Origin of the sequence: Pseudomonas sp. KBN10P06128 (genome assembly GCF_037574945.1) — a bacterium.
GTDB lineage: Bacteria > Pseudomonadota > Gammaproteobacteria > Pseudomonadales > Pseudomonadaceae > Pseudomonas > Pseudomonas aeruginosa.
Genome location: NZ_JBBELR010000001.1, coordinates 6494477 through 6511201, shown reverse-complemented (window position 1 = coordinate 6511201; position 16725 = coordinate 6494477). Strand labels below are relative to the sequence as shown.

The window sequence follows — 16725 nt, the reverse complement described above, 5'->3', positions numbered from 1 at the left end:
TTAGCGTGCAAGCTGTGACCGATCCCGAGATCGTTCACGCCATTTTGCTGTAGATTCCCTACCGCATTAGGATGATGCCGTTCGTTCTTTACGAAGATTCTTAAAACTTTGGAGGTTGCTTGTCAGCGCCCGCAGAACCCTTGCGCCTGCTCCTTCTGGCGGATACGCCGGACTGGGCGCCACTGCTAGGTGAACGCCTGAGAGCGCTGGGGCCTGCCTTTTCGCTGAGCATCGTCACCACCTGGGAGGGCGCGGCCACCCTGTTCGCCGCCGAGCCCCGCGGGCTGCTCCTGGCCACGCCGGCCTGCCTGCCGCTGGGGACTCCCTGCCCCTGGCCGGTGATCCTGCTGTTGCAGCAGGAGCCGGCGCAGGCGCCGGTCGGGGTGGTCGACTGGCTGGCCGCCGAACAGCTCTCCGAGGACAGCCTGCGCCGCTGCCTGCGCTACGCGCGCGAGCGCCTGGGTTTGCAGGCGACCCTGCAACTGCTCGCCGAGCAGGATCCGCTGACCGGCATCGCCAACCGCCAGGGCTTCCAGACCCTGCTCGCGGCGCGCCTCAGCGAATTCGACGGGCGTGGCCTGGTACTCGGCCATCTCGACCTGGACAACTTCCGTCACGTCAACGATTCCCTCGGCCACCAGGGCGGCGACCGCCTGATCCTGCAGGTGGTCAACCGCCTGCGCGGCTTCATGGAGAACGGTGACAGCCTGGCGCGCCTGGGCAGCGACGAGTTCGCCCTGCTGCTGGACACCCGTCGCGATCCGCAACGCGCCGAGCGGGTCGCCGAACGCATCGTCGAATGCCTCGGCGAGCCCTACTGGATCGATGGCGAGAGCCTGTTGCTGGGTTGCAGCCTGGGCCTCGCCCACGCCCGTGCCGACGAAGGCGCCGACCCGCTGATGTGGCATGCGCACATCGCCATGCAGCAGGCCAAGAGCCGCCAGGGTTGCACCTTCCATGTCTTCGACGAACGCATCAACCGTGGCGTGCGCAGCCTCGCCGACCTCGAAGCCGAACTGCGCCGGGCGCTGCGTCGCGACGAGCTGGAGCTGCACTACCAGCCGCGACTGTGCCTGGACAGCGGGCGTATCGTCGGCCTGGAGGCGCTGGTGCGCTGGCGCCACGGCGAGCGGGGCCTGCTCACGCCCAGCGAGTTCGTCCCGCTGGCCGAGGAAAGCGGGCTGATCGTGCCGCTCGGCTACTGGGTCATCGCCCGCGCCCTGCGCGACATGCAGTGGCTCAACGGGCGCGGCCTGGAGCCGTTGCACATGGCGGTGAACCTGTCGTTCCGCCAGTTCCAGGACAGCCAGTTGCTGCCGACCCTGCAACGGTTGATCGAAGAGCACGGCGTCGACGCGCGCTGGCTCGAGTTCGAACTGACCGAGACCGCCGTGATGCGGCGTAGCGACCAGGTGCTGCAGACCATGCAGGCGCTCGGCCAACTGGGCGTGCGCTTTTCGCTGGACGACTTCGGCACCGGTTTCTCGTCCTTCGTCCACCTCAATAGCCTGCCGATCACCCTGTTGAAGATCGACCGCAGCTTCGTCGGCGGCATGGACCAGCGGGCGGAAAACTTCCAACTGGTGCGGGCGATGATCAACCTGGCGCACAACCTCAACCTGGAAGTGGTTGCCGAAGGCGTGGAGACCCTGCGCCAGCAGGAGCAGTTGCGCGATTTCGGTTGCGACCAGGTGCAGGGCTACTGGATCAGTCCGCCGCTGCCGCTGGCGGAACTGGCGCGTTTCCTGGGCATAGGCGAGCGCTCGGCGCACCGCGGCCAGCCGCTCGGCAATTGAGCGCCGACGTCTCGCTGGCCGTGGCTTTCGGCAGCAACCGCGCGGTCTTCCACTCGAAGGCCAGGGTCAGGCCGATGGCTGCGCAGGCCAGGCCGCCGGCCAGCCCCCACCAGACGCCCGCGGCGCCCCAGCCGGCCGCGAACGCCAGCAGGCAGGCCAGCGGCACGCCGACCAGCCAGTAGCAGGCCAGGCCGACCAGGAAGGTGGTGCGGGCGTCCTTGAGACCGCGGATCGCGCCCATGGCGACGTTCTGGGTGCCGTCGAACAGCTCGAACCAGGCGGCGATCGCCAGCAGCGAGACGGCCATCGCGGCCACCTCCCGGTTGGCCGGGGCGTCGCGGTCGAGGAACAGGCCGATGATGGCCTCCGGCATCCACCAGAAGAGCCCGGCGAAGAGCAGCATGCACAGCGCGCCGAAGCCGATGCCGACACGCCCGGCGCGGCGTGCTTCGAGCAGGCGGCCGGCGCCGAAATGCTGGCCGATGCGGTAGGTGGTGGCGTACGACAACCCCACCGGCACCATGAACGCCACGTATACCGCCTGGATGGCGATCTGGTGCGCGGCCAGGGCGTGATCGCCGATGATGCCCATGCACAGGGTGGCGACCGTGAACATCCCCGACTCCACCGCGTAGGTGCCGCCGATGGGCAGCCCCAGGCGCAGGATCTCCTCGACCATCGCCCGCTGCGGCCGTCCCAGTCCGCGCAGCAGCGAGTACTCGGCATAGGCCGGCTGCAGGCGGATATACAGGGCCAGCAGCAGCGGCATGCAGTTCATGACGAGGGCGGTGACCAGGCCGATACCGGCCAGGCCCAGGCGCGGCAGGCCGAACAGGCCTTCTATGAAGGAATAGTTGAGAGCCAGGTTGGCCAGCGCGCCGAGCACGCTGATCGCCATCACCGGGCCGGCGCGGTCGATGGCGCTGGTGAAGCCGCGCAGGACCATGAAGGCCATGTAGCCGGGCAGGGCGAATGTCAGGCTGTGGAGGAACTGCATGGCGCCGTCCACCGTCTGCGGCGCCTGGCCGAAGAGCAGCAGCAGCGGCCGCAGGTTCCATAGCAGCAGGCCGGCGGCCAGGGCCAGCGCGGCGCCGACCCAGAGTCCGGAGCGAGCGGCCGCGGCGGCGCCAGCGGCGTCGTCGCAGCCGTGACGGATCGCCACCAGGTTGCCGACCGCTGCCACCACGCCGACACAGAACGTCGAGACGAAGGCGTAGCTGACCGCGCCCAGGCCGCCGGCGGCCAGCGCGTCGGGGCCGAGCTTGCCCATCATCACGGTGTCGGTGAAGACCATGGCGACATAGGCCAGCTGGGCGGCGATCAACGGGCCCGCCAGGCGCAGGATGGCTTTGAGTTCGACGAGGGATGGTGAGGACATGGATGAGTAAGGCTCAGGAGGAGATGGTTGCCGCGATGGCCTGTCGGCGTTGAGAATGCGGCTATTCTCGGTGCGGCTGGCATGGCTCCACAAAAGGAAAAACAAGATGCCAGGCATGAGTAAAAGTCATGAAAGAGGTAATTCCCCAATGACCCGTCGCCTGCCCCCGCTGTATGCCCTGCGCGCCTTCGAGGCTGCCGCCCGGCACGCCTCTTTCACCCGCGCCGGCGAGGAACTGGCGATAACCCAGAGCGCGGTGAGCCGGCACATCCGTACCCTGGAAGAGCTCTTCGGTTGTCGTCTGTTCGAGCGCCATGGCCGCCAGTTGCGGCTGACCGAGCCGGCACGCCTGCTGCTGCCCGGGCTGCGCGACGGCTTCGATGCGCTGGAACGGGCCTGCACCGCCCTGCGCGTGGACGACGCCACCCTGCGCCTGAAGGCGCCTTCCACCCTTACCCTGCGCTGGCTGCTACCGCGCCTGAGCCGCTTCCGCCACCTGAACCCGGATATCGAGGTGCAGCTCACCAGTGCCTGGATGGATGTGGACTCGGTGGATTTCCAGCGCGAGCCTTTCGACTGCGCGGTGTTGCTGGGCAGCGGCCAGTTCAGCCCGGAATGGGAAACGGCAGCGCTGTTCGCCGAATGGCTGGTACCGGTCTGCGAACCCGACGAGGCCGTGGAGCCCTGGACCCTCCAACGCCTGCGTGACAGCGAGTTGCTGCACCCCACGCCGGATCGTCGCGACTGGCGACGCTGGCTGCAGCGGACCGGGCTGGGGGACGAGGTGTCGCTCAAGGGCGGCCAGGTGTTCGACACGCTGGAGCTGGGCATCGTCGCCGCCGCGCGAGGCTATGGCGTGTCCATCGGCGACCTGGTGATGGTCGCCGAGGATGTCGCCCAGGGCCGCATCGGCCTGCCCTGGCCGGTGGCGGTGGCCAGCGGTGAAAGCTATCACCTGGTCTGGCCTCGCGCCCGCAGGGGACAGGAACGCTTCCAGCGATTGCGCGACTTCCTCCTCGCGGAGGTGGCGGCGATGCGTCTGCCCGTCGTCGAGCGGCTGGCGTGACGCCGCCGGACAACTCCTGGCGCTGACGCGACGTTACAGGTCGCTGCCGTCGCTGGGCCGGGCGCAGGGTTTGCGCTAGGGTCGTTGGTCGTTGCCTGTCGGGAGCGGCAGGGGACGGAGCTTCCTTCCAACCGCCCAAAGGAACCCGCCATGACCTTCGCCAAAGGAATACTCGCCGCGCTGGCGCTCGCCGCCGCAGTCGGCCAGGCCAGCGCCACCGAACTCGAGCACTGGCCGGCCCCCGCCGCCAGGCAACTGAATGCACTGATCGAGGCCAACGCGAACAAGGGCGCCTACGCCGTGTTCGACATGGACAACACCAGCTATCGCTACGACCTGGAAGAATCGCTGCTGCCCTATCTGGAAATGAAGGGCGTGCTGACCCGCGACAGGCTCGACCCTTCGCTGAAACTGATCCCGTTCAAGGACCAGGCCGGGCACAAGGAGAGCCTGTTCAGCTACTACTACCGGCTTTGCGAGATCGACGACATGGTCTGCTATCCCTGGGTCGCCCAGGTGTTCTCAGGCTTCACCCTCAGGGAACTGAAGGGCTATGTCGACGAACTGATGGCCTACGGCAAGCCGATCCCCGCCACCTATTACGACGGCGACAAGCTCGCCACGCTCGACGTCGAGCCGCCGCGCGTGTTCAGCGGCCAGCGCGAGCTGTACAACAAGCTGATGGAAAACGGCATCGAGGTCTACGTGATCAGCGCGGCCCACGAGGAACTGGTGCGGATGGTCGCGGCGGACCCCAGGTATGGCTACAACGCCAAGCCGGAGAACGTCATCGGCGTCACCACCCTGCTGAAGAACCGCAAGACCGGCGAGCTGAGCACCGCGCGCAAGCAGATCGCCGAGGGCAAGTACGATCCCAAGGCCAACCTCGACCTGGAGGTGACCCCCTACCTGTGGACCCCGGCGACCTGGATGGCCGGCAAGCAGGCTGCGATCCTCACCTACATCGACCGTTGGAAGCGGCCGATCCTGGTCGCCGGCGATACCCCGGACAGCGACGGTTACATGCTGTTCAACGGCACCGCGGAAAACGGCGTGCACCTGTGGGTCAACCGCAAGGCCAAGTACATGGAGCAGATCAACGGCATGATCAAGCAGCATTCCGCCGCCCAGGCCAAGGCCGGCCTGCCGGTGACGGCGGACAGGAACTGGGTGATCGTCACCCCGGAGCAGATCCAGTAGGCGAAACGGCGAGGGGCCGGCATTGGCCGGCCCCCGCATCCCTCAGCGCACCACGTGCAGGAAGTGCATGTGCCGCTCGTACTGATCGAGGATGTCGCCGATCACGCCGTCGCGGCTCCAGCCCATGATGTCGTAGTCCTGGCCGCCTTCCTGGAGATGGACCTCGGCGCGGAAATACTTGCGCGACTCGCTGCTGTCCTCGGTGTCGCGCATCACGAAGCTCGGCGTGGTGAAGGCGCGCGGACGCACCTCGTAGATGAAATCGACCTCGCCGCCGTGGCTGACTTCCAGCCGAACCCGGCCGTCCTCGCCGTCCTGCACTTGGACTTCGTAGCCCTGCTTGCGCAGTTCGGCGGCGACGTCCTCGCAGGCCGGTCGCGCCACATCGGTGATGAAGCGGTTGACGTGGCTGCGCCTCGGGAACATGGCGATGTTGCGCAGGCGGCGCTGCCAACCGTCGCCCTCGCTTGCGCCGCTGCGCGTGGTGGGGCGGGAGAAGGTCAGCGCCTGGTAGCGGATGCCGCGCTTGGTGGCATCCAGGTGCAGCGCCTTGAACAGGCCCCAGATCGACGCCAGGAGCACGATGGAGAATGGCAGCGCGCTGGCGATGGTCGCGGTTTGCAGCGCCTTGAGGCCATCGGCGAGGAGCAGGGCGATGGCCACCACGCCCATCAGCACCGACCAAAATATCCGCTGCCAGAGCGGCGAGTGGTCCTTGCCGCTGGAGGCCAGCATGTCCACCACCAGCGCGCCGGAGTCGGCCGAGGTGACGAAGAACACCACCACCATCAGCACCGCCACCAGCGAAATCACGCTGCCCAGCGGGAAGTGCTCGAGGAAGGCGAACAGCGCCACCGAACTGTCCTGGTTGACCACTTCGGCCAACTGGGTGAAGCCCTCCTGCAGGACCATGTGGATGGCGGTATCGCCGAACACCGTCATCCACAGCAGGGTGAAGCCGGCCGGGACGAACAGCACGCCGCAGACGAACTCGCGGATGGTGCGGCCGCGCGAGATACGGGCGATGAACAGGCCGACGAAGGGCGACCAGGACAGCCACCAGCCCCAGTACAGCAGGGTCCAGCCGCCGATCCAGTCGGTGGGCTCGTAGGCGTACAGGTTGAAGGTCTTGTTGACGATGTCGGACAGGTAGGCCCCGGTGTTCTGCACGTAGGTTTGCAGGAGGAACACGGTCGGCCCGAGGACCAGCACGAAGAGCAGCAGGATCACCGCCAGGCTCAGGTTCAGCTCGGACAGGATGCGGATGCCGCGGTCCAGTCCGCTGGCCACCGAGAGCGTGGCGAGGCCGCAGGTGGCGGCGATCAGGGCGATCTGCACGGTCTGGTTCACCGGCCAGCCGAACAGGTGGTGCAGGCCGCTGTTGATCTGCAGCACGCCGTAGCCGAGCGAAGTCGCCACGCCGAACACGGTGCCGATGATCGCGAAGATATCCACCGCGTGGCCGATGGGGCCGTAGATACGTTCGCCGATCAGCGGATACAGCGCCGAGCGCAGGGTCAGCGGCAGGCCGTGGCGATAGCTGAAGAAGGCCAGGATCAGCGCGACGATGGCGTAGATCGCCCAGGCATGCAGGCCCCAGTGGAAGAAGGTCAGCTTCATCGCTTCCTTCGCCGCCTGCACGGTGTTCGGCTCGCCTACCGGTGGGGTGGTGAAGTGCATCACCGGTTCGGCAACGCCGAAGAACATCAGACCGATGCCCATGCCGGCGGAGAACAGCATGGCGAACCAGGTGGTGTTGCGGTAGTCGGGACGACTGTGGTCGGGGCCGAGCTTGATGTCGCCGTAGCGGCTGACGGCGAGGAACACCACGCTGATCAGGATCAGCGCCACGGCCAGTACGTAGAACCAGCTGGCGTTGGTGATGATCCATTGCTGGACGTGGTTGAACAGCGATTGCGCTTCTTCCTGGAGGAGCACGGTGAACAGCACCAGGGCCAGGATCAGGGCGGCGGAGGTATAGAAGACCGGAGGATTCAGGGTGCTCCGGGGGGTAGTGGGTGTCTCCATGTAAGCTAGCTCTCCTTGTGATCGGATTGCCCGCCGAAGGCGGAAGACGAAACAGCCTAACACATCGTGATAGCTAATTTGATTCGAAAAGCCTTAATCGATAGCTTTGCTGAATTATTACGCTTCACGTGGAGGTCGTTGCCCGATACTGCAGGGCTTCCGCCAGGTGCCGGCGTTCGATGGCATCGATGCGCTCCAGGTCGGCCAGCGTCCGGGCCACCTTGAGTATGCGATGCAAGGCGCGCAAGGAAAGTTCCAGGCGCTCTCCGGCAGCCTCCAGCCAGCGGCGGTCCGCTTCGGCGAGTGCACAATTGCGGTGCATCGCCTGGAGGTCGAGATGGGCATTGGCGCAGCCCTGGCGGGCCAGTTGCCGTTGCCGTGCGGCGCCAACCCGTTCGCTGATCTCGGCGGTAGCGGTTTCGCCGTGTCCTGGCTGCAGGCTGGTGCTTTCGCGGAGCACGCTGACGTGCAGGTCGATGCGATCGAGCAGCGGTCCGGACAGCTTGCCCCGGTAGCGCTGGACCTGTTCCGGGGTGCAGCGGCAGCGGCCGCTGGGATCGCCGAGGTAGCCACAGGGACAGGGATTCATCGCCGCCACCAGTTGGAAGCGCGCCGGGAAACGTACCCGGCCGTTGGCCCGGGCAATGACGATCTCGCCGCTTTCCAGCGGCTCGCGCAGGACCTCCAGGACCTTGCGCTCGAACTCCGGCAGTTCGTCGAGGAACAGCACGCCCTGGTGCGCCAGGGTGATCTCGCCCGGCTGCGGGCGGCTGCCGCCGCCGACCAGGGCCGGCGCGGAGGCGGAGTGGTGCGGCTGGCGGAACGGTCGCTGCGGCCAGTGCCTGAGGGGGACGTGGCTGGCCACCGAATGGATCGCTGCGACCTCCAGGGCCTCGTCCTCGTCGAGCGCCGGCAGCAGGCCGGGCAGGCGGCTGGCCAGGAGGGTCTTGCCGGTGCCCGGCGGGCCGCTGAGCAACAGGTTGTGCGCGCCGGCGGCGGCCACCAGCAGGGCGCGCTTGGCGGCGGCCTGGCCCTGGACCTCGGCCAGGTCTGGATAAGGGAAGGGCGCGCGGAGCAGGCCGCGGGCCTGGTAGGGCAGCAGCGGGGCCTGGCCGGAGAGGTGTCCGGCGATCTCCAGCAGGTGGTCCACGGCGAACACCGTCAGCCCGCTGGCCAGGCTGGCCTCTTCGGCATTTTCCTTCGGTACCACCAGAACGCGCCTTGCGTCGCGCGCCGCCAGCGCGGCCGGCAATACGCCTCGCACTGGCCGGATCGCCCCGGACAGGGCCAGTTCGCCAAGGCACTCCAGGCCGTCGAGGGTGGTGCCGGGCAACTGGCCGCTGGCGGCGAGGATGCCGAGTGCGATGGCCAGGTCGAAGCGACCGCCGTCCTTGGGCAGGTCGGCGGGGGCGAGGTTGAGGGTGATGCGCCGCGCGGGGAAGTCGAAACCGGCATTGAGCAGGGCGCTGCGCACGCGGTCCTTGCTCTCGCGCACCGCGGTTTCCGGCAGGCCGACCAGGGTCAGCGAAGGCAGGCCGTTGGCCAGGTGCGCCTCGACGCTGACGCAGGGGGCTTCGACGCCGACCTGGGCTCGGCTGTGGACAATCGCCAGGGACATGGATCGCTCCTTGATCTCACGCCGCTCGCAGGGGGAAGGATCAGTCGGCGGGCGGCGTCAGCTTGCTTTCGAGTTCCGCCACCTTGGCCTCCAGGGCTTCCAGCCGTGCGCGGGTGCGGGCGAGGACCAGCATCTGGCTGTCGAATTCCTCGCGGCTGACCAGGTCGAGCTTGCTGAAAGCGCTCTGCATCAGGGCGCGGAACTGCGACTCCAGTTCGGCCTTGGGCAACGGCGATTCGCCGGCGAACAGGCGGCTGGCTTGTTGGCTGAGGGCTTCGAAGACGGCTTTGGGCGGCAGCATGGCGAGGGTTCCGGTAACGAGTGGGCGGCAGTCTAGCACGATGTCGGCGGCGCTCGCGGGAGGGCCATTGCACACTTTTTGCGCAACTGTCGGAGCGCGTCTGCGCCTATTTGGTGCGCCGCCCGGAGGCCGGCGTTCCGCACTATCCCCGGGTTGGCGGCTAAGGGCTTGAAATCCGGCGGATTTGCCGGAGCTGGCAAGCTTTCTGCTTTGGCCGGGGTGAGGCGTGCACTGAAGCAGTACCGGTGCGGCAGATGAGGCGGTTGCGGGAGGCCGGCAGGTTGCGGCATCGAACGGCCGCAGCAGGGCCAGGTCGGGGCGGAGGGTCCCGATCATGCTTCCCAGAGGGACCGGCGCGTTACAAAGCCAGACACTGCGCTTAGACTGTCCTCGGGTTCGTTTTCCTGGGGCGAGTCCACCAAACACGGGAGAGAGTTTCATGAAGCTAGTCACTGCCATCATCAAGCCGTTCAAGTTGGACGACGTCCGCGAGTCGTTGTCCGAGATCGGTGTGCAGGGCATCACGGTGACCGAGGTCAAGGGTTTCGGCCGGCAAAAGGGCCACACCGAGCTGTATCGCGGCGCCGAGTACGTCGTCGACTTCCTGCCCAAGGTGAAGATCGACGTGGCGATCGCCGACGACCAGCTGGACCGCGTCATCGAGGCGATCACCAAGGCGGCCAATACCGGCAAGATCGGTGACGGCAAGATCTTCGTGGTGAACCTGGAACAGGCCATCCGCATCCGTACCGGCGAAACCGATACCGACGCGATCTAAGCCCAACCGAACCCCCAAAAGCCCCAGGAGAATACCAACATGACTCTGCGTAAGATCGCAGGGCTAGGAGCCCTATTGTCCCTCGCTTTGCCGGGCGTCGCCCTGGCCGCTGAGGAACCCGTCCTGAACAGCGGCGACACCGCCTGGATGCTGATCTCCACTGCGCTCGTCCTGCTCATGACCATCCCCGGTCTGGCGCTGTTCTACGGCGGCATGGTGCGAGCGAAGAACGTGCTGTCGATCATGATGCAGTGCTTCGCCATCACCGGCCTGATCACCATTCTCTGGGTGGTCTATGGCTACAGCCTGGCGTTCGATACCGCCGGGATGGAGAAGGGCGTCCTCAACTTCAATTCCTTCGTCGGCGGGCTGGACAAGGCCTTCCTCAGCGGTCTCACCGCCGACGGCCTGACTTCCGCCACCGCGCTGTTCCCGGAAAGCGTGTTCATCACCTTCCAGATGACCTTCGCGATCATCACTCCGGCGCTGATCGTCGGCGCCTTCGCCGAGCGCATGAAGTTCTCGGCGATGCTGATCTTCATGGCGGTCTGGTTCACCGTGGTCTACGCGCCGATCGCGCACATGGTCTGGAGCGGTGACGGCGCCCTGATGTGGGACTGGGGCGTGCTGGACTTCGCCGGCGGCACCGTGGTGCACATCAACGCCGGTATCGCCGGCCTGGTCGCCTGCCTGGTGCTGGGCAAGCGCAAGGGCTACCCGACCACGCCGATGGCGCCGCACAACCTCGGCTACACCCTGGTCGGGGCGGCCATGCTGTGGATCGGCTGGTTCGGTTTCAACGCCGGTTCCGCCGCCGCCGCCAACGGCACCGCCGGGATGGCCATGCTGGTGACCCAGATCGCTACCGCCGCCGCGGCCCTGGCCTGGATGTTCGCCGAGTGGATCACCCACGGCAAGCCGAGCGCCCTGGGCATCGCGTCCGGCGTGGTCGCCGGTCTGGTGGCGATCACCCCGGCCGCCGGCACCGCCGGTCCGATGGGCGCGCTGGTGATCGGCCTGGCCTCCGGGGTGATCTGCTTCTTCGCCGCCACCAGTCTCAAGCGCGCGCTGAAATACGACGATTCCCTCGACGCCTTCGGCGTACATGCGGTCGGCGGTATCGTCGGTGCGCTGCTCACCGGGATCTTCGCGGCGCCGTCGCTGGGCGGCTTCGGCAGCGTGGAGGACATCGGCGCGCAGTTCTTCGTGCAGTTCAAGGGCGTGGCCTTCACCGTGGTCTACACCGCCGTGGTGACCTTCGTGATCCTCAAGGTGCTGGACCTGGTCATGGGCCTGCGGGTCACCGAGGAAGAGGAAGCGGTCGGCCTCGACCTGGCGCTGCACAACGAGCGCGGCTACAACCTGTAATACGTGCCGGCGCCCGGCTTTCCGCCGGGCGTCGGCTTGCCTCCCGCGCTCGCCTTCGCCGAACGCCATGCCCTTGTGCGTCGAAAGTCCTGGGCACTTCCCGCGACCGCCACGACCTCTCCGCAACCGGTCTTTCAGCGACTGCCGGCGGACTGCGCAACCCTCAGCTTTCACAGGTCTGTCTCTTACGCTCTTTGCTTTTTCAAATGCCGCGCTAGAATGCGCGGCGCGACGGATCGGAGCCGATTTGGAACAGCAGCATGTGGCAGCAGACCCTGATCACCTTGCGCCCGCGTCCGCGGGGCTTTCACCTCGTCACCGAGGAGATACTCGACGCCTTGCCGGAGCTTCGGCGGTGCCGGGTCGGCCTGCTGCACCTGCTTTTGCAACATACGTCGGCTTCACTGACCCTGAATGAAAATGCCGATCCTGCCGTACGCCGGGATTTCGAGCGTTTTTTCGAGCGGCTGGCGCCACGCGGCGAAGTCGGCTATGAACACAACGACGAAGGTCCGGACGACCTTCCGGCGCATTTCAAGGCCAGCCTGCTGGGCTGCCAACTGACCCTGCCGATACAGTCGGGAGGGTTGGCACTGGGCACCTGGCAGGGGATCTATCTCGGTGAACACCGGGACAGGGGCGGGGCACGGCGCGTGCTCGCCACCTGGCAGGGCGAGTCAGTATGAATTTTTTCCGGCGGCGCTCATCAAAACGCGCGGCTGGGCTATAACTAACCTGCTTTTGCAGCACCGAGAGGTTGACCATGAGCGAAGAAGAACTGGAACAGGACGAGCTGGACGGCGCTGACGAGGACGACGGCGAAGAGCTGGCCGCGGCCGACGACGGCGAAGCGGACAGCAGTGACGGCGACGAGGCCCCCGCCCCCGGCAAGAAGGCGAAAGCCGCCGTGGTGGAAGAGGAACTGCCCTCGGTCGAAGCCAAGCAGAAAGAGCGTGACGCCCTCGCCAAGGCGATGGAGGAATTCCTTTCCCGCGGTGGAAAGGTGCAGGAGATCGAACCCAACGTGGTGGCCGATCCGCCGAAGAAGCCGGACAGCAAGTACGGCAGCCGCCCCATCTGATTTCGCGTCATCCCAAGGCCCGCCACCCGTGAGGGAGTGGCGGGCCTTGTGCTATGGCGCCTGCTATCTTGGCGGGCATCTCGCCCCGCCGCATCCCGGTTGGCGAGCCGATCTTTCGCCTGTTCAGGCACGGCTGGCGACGGGCCAAGGCCTTTTCCTTTCCGGTGGCAGCGCTACCGTTCCACATCGTCAACCGAAGCTGCTTGCCATCCAGGCGCTCCAAGCGGCGTCCGGGGCCGATCCTGCACTTGCCGGAGAGCGAGCTGTAGAGCTTGCTTAAGAATTTTCCTAGCGATTCTTAGGTGGATTCGCGGAGCCGTGTAGGTCCTGTCTTATGGCTCTTTTCCAGGCGTTCTGAAAAGATTCGCCACCCATCAAGTTCGCGCCGGTTCCGCCGGATTTTCCCGGACATGCCGGACACATCGGTTGTCATCCCATGGAGTTCAAGACGTTCCGTCGAACCCTGCTGATCGCGGCAGTCCTGTTCGTTCCCGCCGGCACCAGCATGGCTGCCAATCTGTACGCTTTCGGCGGCCGCGATATCGCCGTCCCCTCGATCCTTCCCGAGGGAAACGTCACGTCGCGCTACACGTTCACTCCCATGCAACTGTGCGGCAAGCCCAGCTGCGATCTCATCGGCGTCTCTCTGTACAACAAGGGAAGTGTCTGGGACCCGGTCGATGGTCCGGACCTGAATACCAACGTGCCGGGCCTTTCGGTGCGCCTGCTGCTGGATGGCATACCGGCGAGCAGCCGTTTCAAGGGCACTTTCTCGCAAATCGCGGAGGTCCAGTTGTTCCGCAACTCGACGCCGCTCTCCGACGGCCAGTTCGCGAGCGGAGCGTTCAACTCGTACTTCCTCATTACCTACAAGGACGGGCTTGTCGCGTCTGGCACCTCTTCCGTCAGGTTGACCGGGAGCGTCACCACGATCAATGCGACCTGCCAGGTCGCCGACCAGACCGTGAAGCTGCAGTCGATCGCTGCCGCCCGGCTGAACGGCGTCGGCACCTACGCGGCCGTTACCCCGTTCAATCTCGTAGTGGCCGGCTGTCCTCGCGGGTACAACCGCGTCGGCTACAGCCTTCAAGCGGTGGGGGGGGCGGTGGCCGAAGGCTCGGGTGTGCTGCCGCGCCTGGCGGGCAGCACCGCGACCGGCGTATCGATCCGGGTCACCGACGAGGCCGGCGTGCCGCTACGGATGGGACTCTCGTTGCCGGTGACCGCGTACGACAAGAACACCGGCGGGGCGTACTGGATCCCGATGAAAGCGTCCTATGTGCAGACCGCCGAGAAAATCACGCCCGGCTCGGTCCTGGCCGCGATGGTGATCCTGCTCGACTACCAGTGAGGCAGGGGAGGGCAAGAGCGCGCCTCACCCGAACGCCTCGAAGAACGCCAGGGCCCGCGGGTCGCTGGCATAGGCGATGTTGATACGCAGCCAGTCGCTCTCCTCGCCTTCCGGGCTGAAGCCGCTGCCCGGCGACAGCAGCACGTCCAGGCGTGTCGCCACGGCCTGCAATTCGGCGAACGGGTAATCGCCGATACGGGCCCAGACGAACATCCCGCCGACCGGTTCGGCGAACACCTCCCAGCCGTTGTCCCCAAGCACCCGCAGGGTCGTCGCCATCTGCCGGGTCAGGCGCTGGCGCAGGCGTTGCACCAGCTTGCGGTAACTGCCGTTGGCGAGCATGGTCGAGACCACGCATTCGGCGAAGCGCTGGCTGCCGATGCTGGTGTACATCTTCACATCCGCCAGGCGCCGGATCAGCTCGGGGCCGGCGATCAGGTAGCCGACCCGTAGCGAGCAACTGAGGGTCTTCGAAAAGCTCGCCAGGTAGATCACCCGGCGCAGCGAATCGAGGGTTGCCAGGCGGGTGCTGGGGCCGTTCTGGAAGTCGGCGTAGATGTCATCCTCGACGATGTGGAAGTCATGCTGCTCGGCCAGTTGCAGCACGCGGTGGGCCACCGAGGGGCTGAGGCTGGTACCGGTGGGGTTGTGGTACATGCTGTTGGTGAAAAGGAACTTCGGCTTGTGTGCGAGGAGGATCGCCTCCAGCGCGGCGGTGTCCGGGCCGTGGCGGGTGCGCGGCACGCCGAGCATCTTCACCCCGTGGAATTTCAGCAGGTTGAACAGGTTGTAGTAGCCGGGGTTCTCCACCACTACCACGTCGCCCGGCTTGAGCAGCGTGCGTACCAACAGGTCGAGGGCATGGCTGGCGCCGGTGGTGGTGAGGATCTGCTCCGGGTCGACATGGATATCGATCAGCCGCAGACGTTTCTGGATGTGCTGGCGCAGCGCCGGCAGGCCCAGTGGAGTGCTGTAGTCGAACAGCCCGGCGAGTTCGCTGCGGGCGACCTGGCGGATCGCGTAGCTGAGTTCCTCGACTTCCCGCCAGCTGTCCGGAATCCAGCCGCAGCCGAGCTTGAGTTTCGTCGAGCTGCCGCTGAACTGGCCCCATGCGCTTTCCGCGCCTTCGTGCCATTCGCTGTCGAGGTCGGTAGTGGCGGCGGGCGCCTCGGCGACGAAGAACCCCGAGCCGTGCCGCGATTCCAGCATCCCCAGGGCGACCAGGCGGTCGTAGGCCTCGATCACGCTGGACTGGCTGAGCTGGTTTTCCCTGGCCAACTGGCGTATCGACGGAATCCGCGTGCCGGCGCGGACGCGATTGCCGCGGATCCAGCCGCTGACCCCTGCGACGATCTGCTGCACCAGCGGCTCGCTGGCATTGCGGTCGATCCGGAGATGCATGCCTGACTCACTGTTCGGTCTTTTCAGGCGAACAGTTAAGCACAAATCCGAACAGCTGTTACTTGTTCCGTAGCGCCGTCGCGCCGGATAGTCGACGCCTCTTCTCGCGGGCTAGCCAATGCCCATCGCTCTGCCGCGACAGGCCCTTGAACGGAGAACCGCATGAGCAATACCCGTCGCCACGCCGCATGCCTGGCTTTCGGCCTGTGCCTGATCACCTTGGCGGTGAACCTCCAGGCGCCGCTGTACACCGCCTACGCGGAGCTTTCCGGCTACGGCGCGGCAGCCACCGCCAGCGCTTTCTCCGGCTATGTGCTCGGCGTACTGCCGGTGCTGCTGGTACTCGGCGGATTGTCCGATCGGATCGGGCGCAAGCAGCCGATCGTCGTCGCGCTGCTGCTGTCGATGGTGGCCACCCTGGTGATGGCGCTCTGGCCGCGCCTGGAGGCGCTCGGCGTGGCGCGCCTGTTGCTCGGCGTCGGCACGGCCCTGGCATCGGCCACCGGGACGGCCTACATGAGCGAACTGATGGCAGGCGGGGATTCCCGCACCTCGGCCAACTGGGTGACCGCCAGCACCTCGCTCGGCTTCGGCCTCGGCGCGGCACTGACCAGTCTGTTCCTGCTGTTCCGGGAGAGCCTGGTGCCCGGCAGCTTCTGGGTCCAGCTGGGACTGGCCTGCATGGCCCTGGCGGCGGTGGCGGGCCTGCCGGACGAGGCGCCGCGCGGGCGCGATACGCCGATGCTGCGGCTGCCGTTCTTTCCCGCCGGCAGCCTGCCGTACGGCTTCTCGATCCTGCTGGCATGGGCCACTGTGGGCCTGGTCATCGCGGTCCTGCCTTCGCTGCTGGCGGCCCACGGGCTGGCGCGCTGGTCGGGCTTCTCGACCTTCACCGTGATCAGCTGCGGCCTGCTGTTCCAGCCGCTGGCGCGGCGGATGGCGCCGGCCTCGGCGACCTGCCTGGGGCTGGTGATCCTGCCGCCGAGCTATGCCCTGCTGGCCTGGGGCGCGATCCACGGCTCACTGGCTGCGGTGCTGTTCGGTGCGCTGGGCGCGAGCAGTTCCTGCTACGGCTTCACCTACCTGGGCGGGCTGTCGGCGGTGAATGTCCTGGCCGGTGCGGAAAAGCCGCGGGCCAGCGCGGGCTACTTCCTGTTGGCCTACCTCGGCTTCAGCCTGCCGGTGATCTTCACCGGGTTGATCGCGGATCGCTTCGGTGCGTCGACGGCGTTGCTGCTTTTCGGCGTGTCGCTGACGTTGGCTGCCGTTGCGGTGGCGTTTTCCATCTTGCGCGGGGTCGGGCGCTTCAAGGCCAGCGCTTCGCGTGCCTAGGGCGCTACCCGCGACCGGGGGCCCGGT

The 16725-nt window shown here is 66.7% G+C and carries 14 protein-coding genes; 9 read left to right on the top strand and 5 right to left on the bottom strand.

The window, feature by feature from the left end; all coding sequences use genetic code 11:
• Positions 1-119 precede the first annotated feature (119 nt).
• A complete protein-coding gene (locus VQ065_RS30360; RefSeq protein ID WP_003121292.1) occupies positions 120-1796 on the top strand; it encodes a putative bifunctional diguanylate cyclase/phosphodiesterase in 1677 nt (558 codons plus the stop codon).
• Here the strand turns inward: VQ065_RS30360 and VQ065_RS30355 are convergent.
• Positions 1708-3174 carry a NorM family multidrug efflux MATE transporter gene (locus VQ065_RS30355; RefSeq protein ID WP_003096500.1) on the bottom strand — a complete coding sequence of 489 codons (1467 nt, stop codon included), beginning with the start codon at positions 3172-3174 and terminating at the stop codon, positions 1708-1710. The two genes, VQ065_RS30360 and VQ065_RS30355, sit on opposite strands and share 89 nt — an antisense overlap.
• A gap of 148 nt (positions 3175-3322) precedes the next feature.
• Between VQ065_RS30355 and VQ065_RS30350 the strand changes: the two genes are divergently transcribed.
• Positions 3323-4240: a LysR substrate-binding domain-containing protein gene (locus VQ065_RS30350; RefSeq protein ID WP_014604122.1), complete on the top strand. Its 918-nt coding sequence runs from the start codon at positions 3323-3325 to the stop codon at positions 4238-4240.
• A gap of 150 nt (positions 4241-4390) precedes the next feature.
• The gene (pchP, locus tag VQ065_RS30345) at positions 4391-5440 is read left to right on the top strand and encodes a phosphorylcholine phosphatase (protein WP_003096497.1); all 1050 of its coding nucleotides are present in this window, start codon (positions 4391-4393) and stop codon (positions 5438-5440) included.
• A 42-nt stretch (positions 5441-5482) separates the two neighbouring features.
• On the opposite strand, the gene betT is transcribed toward pchP, so the two are convergent.
• The 3 genes from betT to VQ065_RS30330 form a co-directional block, all read right to left on the bottom strand.
• Complete coding sequence (betT, locus tag VQ065_RS30340; protein ID WP_003096496.1) at positions 5483-7468, bottom strand: choline BCCT transporter BetT; 1986 nt, start codon at positions 7466-7468, stop codon at positions 5483-5485.
• Between the two features lie 124 nt (positions 7469-7592).
• Positions 7593-9086: a YifB family Mg chelatase-like AAA ATPase gene (locus tag VQ065_RS30335; RefSeq protein ID WP_014604121.1), complete on the bottom strand. Its 1494-nt coding sequence runs from the start codon at positions 9084-9086 to the stop codon at positions 7593-7595.
• A 40-nt stretch (positions 9087-9126) separates the two neighbouring features.
• Entirely contained in the window at positions 9127-9387 is a 261-nt protein-coding gene (locus VQ065_RS30330) for an accessory factor UbiK family protein (protein WP_003096478.1), read from the bottom strand.
• 439 nt (positions 9388-9826) lie between these two features.
• Between VQ065_RS30330 and glnK the strand changes: the two genes are divergently transcribed.
• The 5 genes from glnK to VQ065_RS30305 all read left to right on the top strand — a co-directional run bounded on the left by glnK (position 9827) and on the right by VQ065_RS30305 (position 13965).
• Entirely contained in the window at positions 9827-10165 is a 339-nt protein-coding gene (glnK, locus tag VQ065_RS30325) for a P-II family nitrogen regulator (protein ID WP_003096476.1), read from the top strand.
• A gap of 39 nt (positions 10166-10204) precedes the next feature.
• On the top strand, positions 10205-11533 hold the full coding sequence (locus VQ065_RS30320) for an ammonium transporter (protein ID WP_003109815.1): 1329 nt from the start codon (positions 10205-10207) through the stop codon (positions 11531-11533).
• A 260-nt stretch (positions 11534-11793) separates the two neighbouring features.
• Positions 11794-12219 (top strand): secondary thiamine-phosphate synthase enzyme YjbQ, encoded by a 426-nt coding sequence (locus VQ065_RS30315; RefSeq protein WP_003096441.1) that lies wholly within the window; start codon positions 11794-11796, stop codon positions 12217-12219.
• Between the two features lie 77 nt (positions 12220-12296).
• Positions 12297-12614 (top strand): transcriptional regulator SutA, encoded by a 318-nt coding sequence (gene sutA / locus VQ065_RS30310; protein WP_003096440.1) that lies wholly within the window; start codon positions 12297-12299, stop codon positions 12612-12614.
• A gap of 436 nt (positions 12615-13050) precedes the next feature.
• The gene (locus VQ065_RS30305; RefSeq protein WP_003096438.1) at positions 13051-13965 is read left to right on the top strand and encodes a fimbrial protein; all 915 of its coding nucleotides are present in this window, start codon (positions 13051-13053) and stop codon (positions 13963-13965) included.
• A 24-nt stretch (positions 13966-13989) separates the two neighbouring features.
• Here VQ065_RS30305 and VQ065_RS30300 read toward each other — a convergent pair whose 3' ends face one another.
• Positions 13990-15366, bottom strand: coding sequence for an aminotransferase-like domain-containing protein (locus VQ065_RS30300; RefSeq protein ID WP_003096437.1), 1377 nt, complete (start codon positions 15364-15366; stop codon positions 13990-13992).
• A 162-nt stretch (positions 15367-15528) separates the two neighbouring features.
• Between VQ065_RS30300 and VQ065_RS30295 the strand changes: the two genes are divergently transcribed.
• Positions 15529-16698: an MFS transporter gene (locus VQ065_RS30295; protein WP_003096436.1), complete on the top strand. Its 1170-nt coding sequence runs from the start codon at positions 15529-15531 to the stop codon at positions 16696-16698.
• Positions 16699-16725 lie beyond the last annotated feature (27 nt).

Coding starts and splice junctions, on each gene's coding strand:
- VQ065_RS30335 (WP_014604121.1), bottom strand. CDS start 9,086: ATGTCCCTGGCGATTGTCCACAGCCGAGCCCAGGTCGGCGTCGAAGCC.
- VQ065_RS30320 (WP_003109815.1), top strand. CDS start 10,205: ATGACTCTGCGTAAGATCGCAGGGCTAGGAGCCCTATTGTCCCTCGCT.
- VQ065_RS30350 (WP_014604122.1), top strand. CDS start 3,323: ATGACCCGTCGCCTGCCCCCGCTGTATGCCCTGCGCGCCTTCGAGGCT.
- VQ065_RS30300 (WP_003096437.1), bottom strand. CDS start 15,366: ATGCATCTCCGGATCGACCGCAATGCCAGCGAGCCGCTGGTGCAGCAG.
- betT (WP_003096496.1), bottom strand. CDS start 7,468: ATGGAGACACCCACTACCCCCCGGAGCACCCTGAATCCTCCGGTCTTC.
- VQ065_RS30330 (WP_003096478.1), bottom strand. CDS start 9,387: ATGCTGCCGCCCAAAGCCGTCTTCGAAGCCCTCAGCCAACAAGCCAGC.
- VQ065_RS30355 (WP_003096500.1), bottom strand. CDS start 3,174: ATGTCCTCACCATCCCTCGTCGAACTCAAAGCCATCCTGCGCCTGGCG.
- VQ065_RS30315 (WP_003096441.1), top strand. CDS start 11,794: ATGTGGCAGCAGACCCTGATCACCTTGCGCCCGCGTCCGCGGGGCTTT.
- sutA (WP_003096440.1), top strand. CDS start 12,297: ATGAGCGAAGAAGAACTGGAACAGGACGAGCTGGACGGCGCTGACGAG.
- VQ065_RS30305 (WP_003096438.1), top strand. CDS start 13,051: ATGGAGTTCAAGACGTTCCGTCGAACCCTGCTGATCGCGGCAGTCCTG.
- VQ065_RS30295 (WP_003096436.1), top strand. CDS start 15,529: ATGAGCAATACCCGTCGCCACGCCGCATGCCTGGCTTTCGGCCTGTGC.
- pchP (WP_003096497.1), top strand. CDS start 4,391: ATGACCTTCGCCAAAGGAATACTCGCCGCGCTGGCGCTCGCCGCCGCA.
- glnK (WP_003096476.1), top strand. CDS start 9,827: ATGAAGCTAGTCACTGCCATCATCAAGCCGTTCAAGTTGGACGACGTC.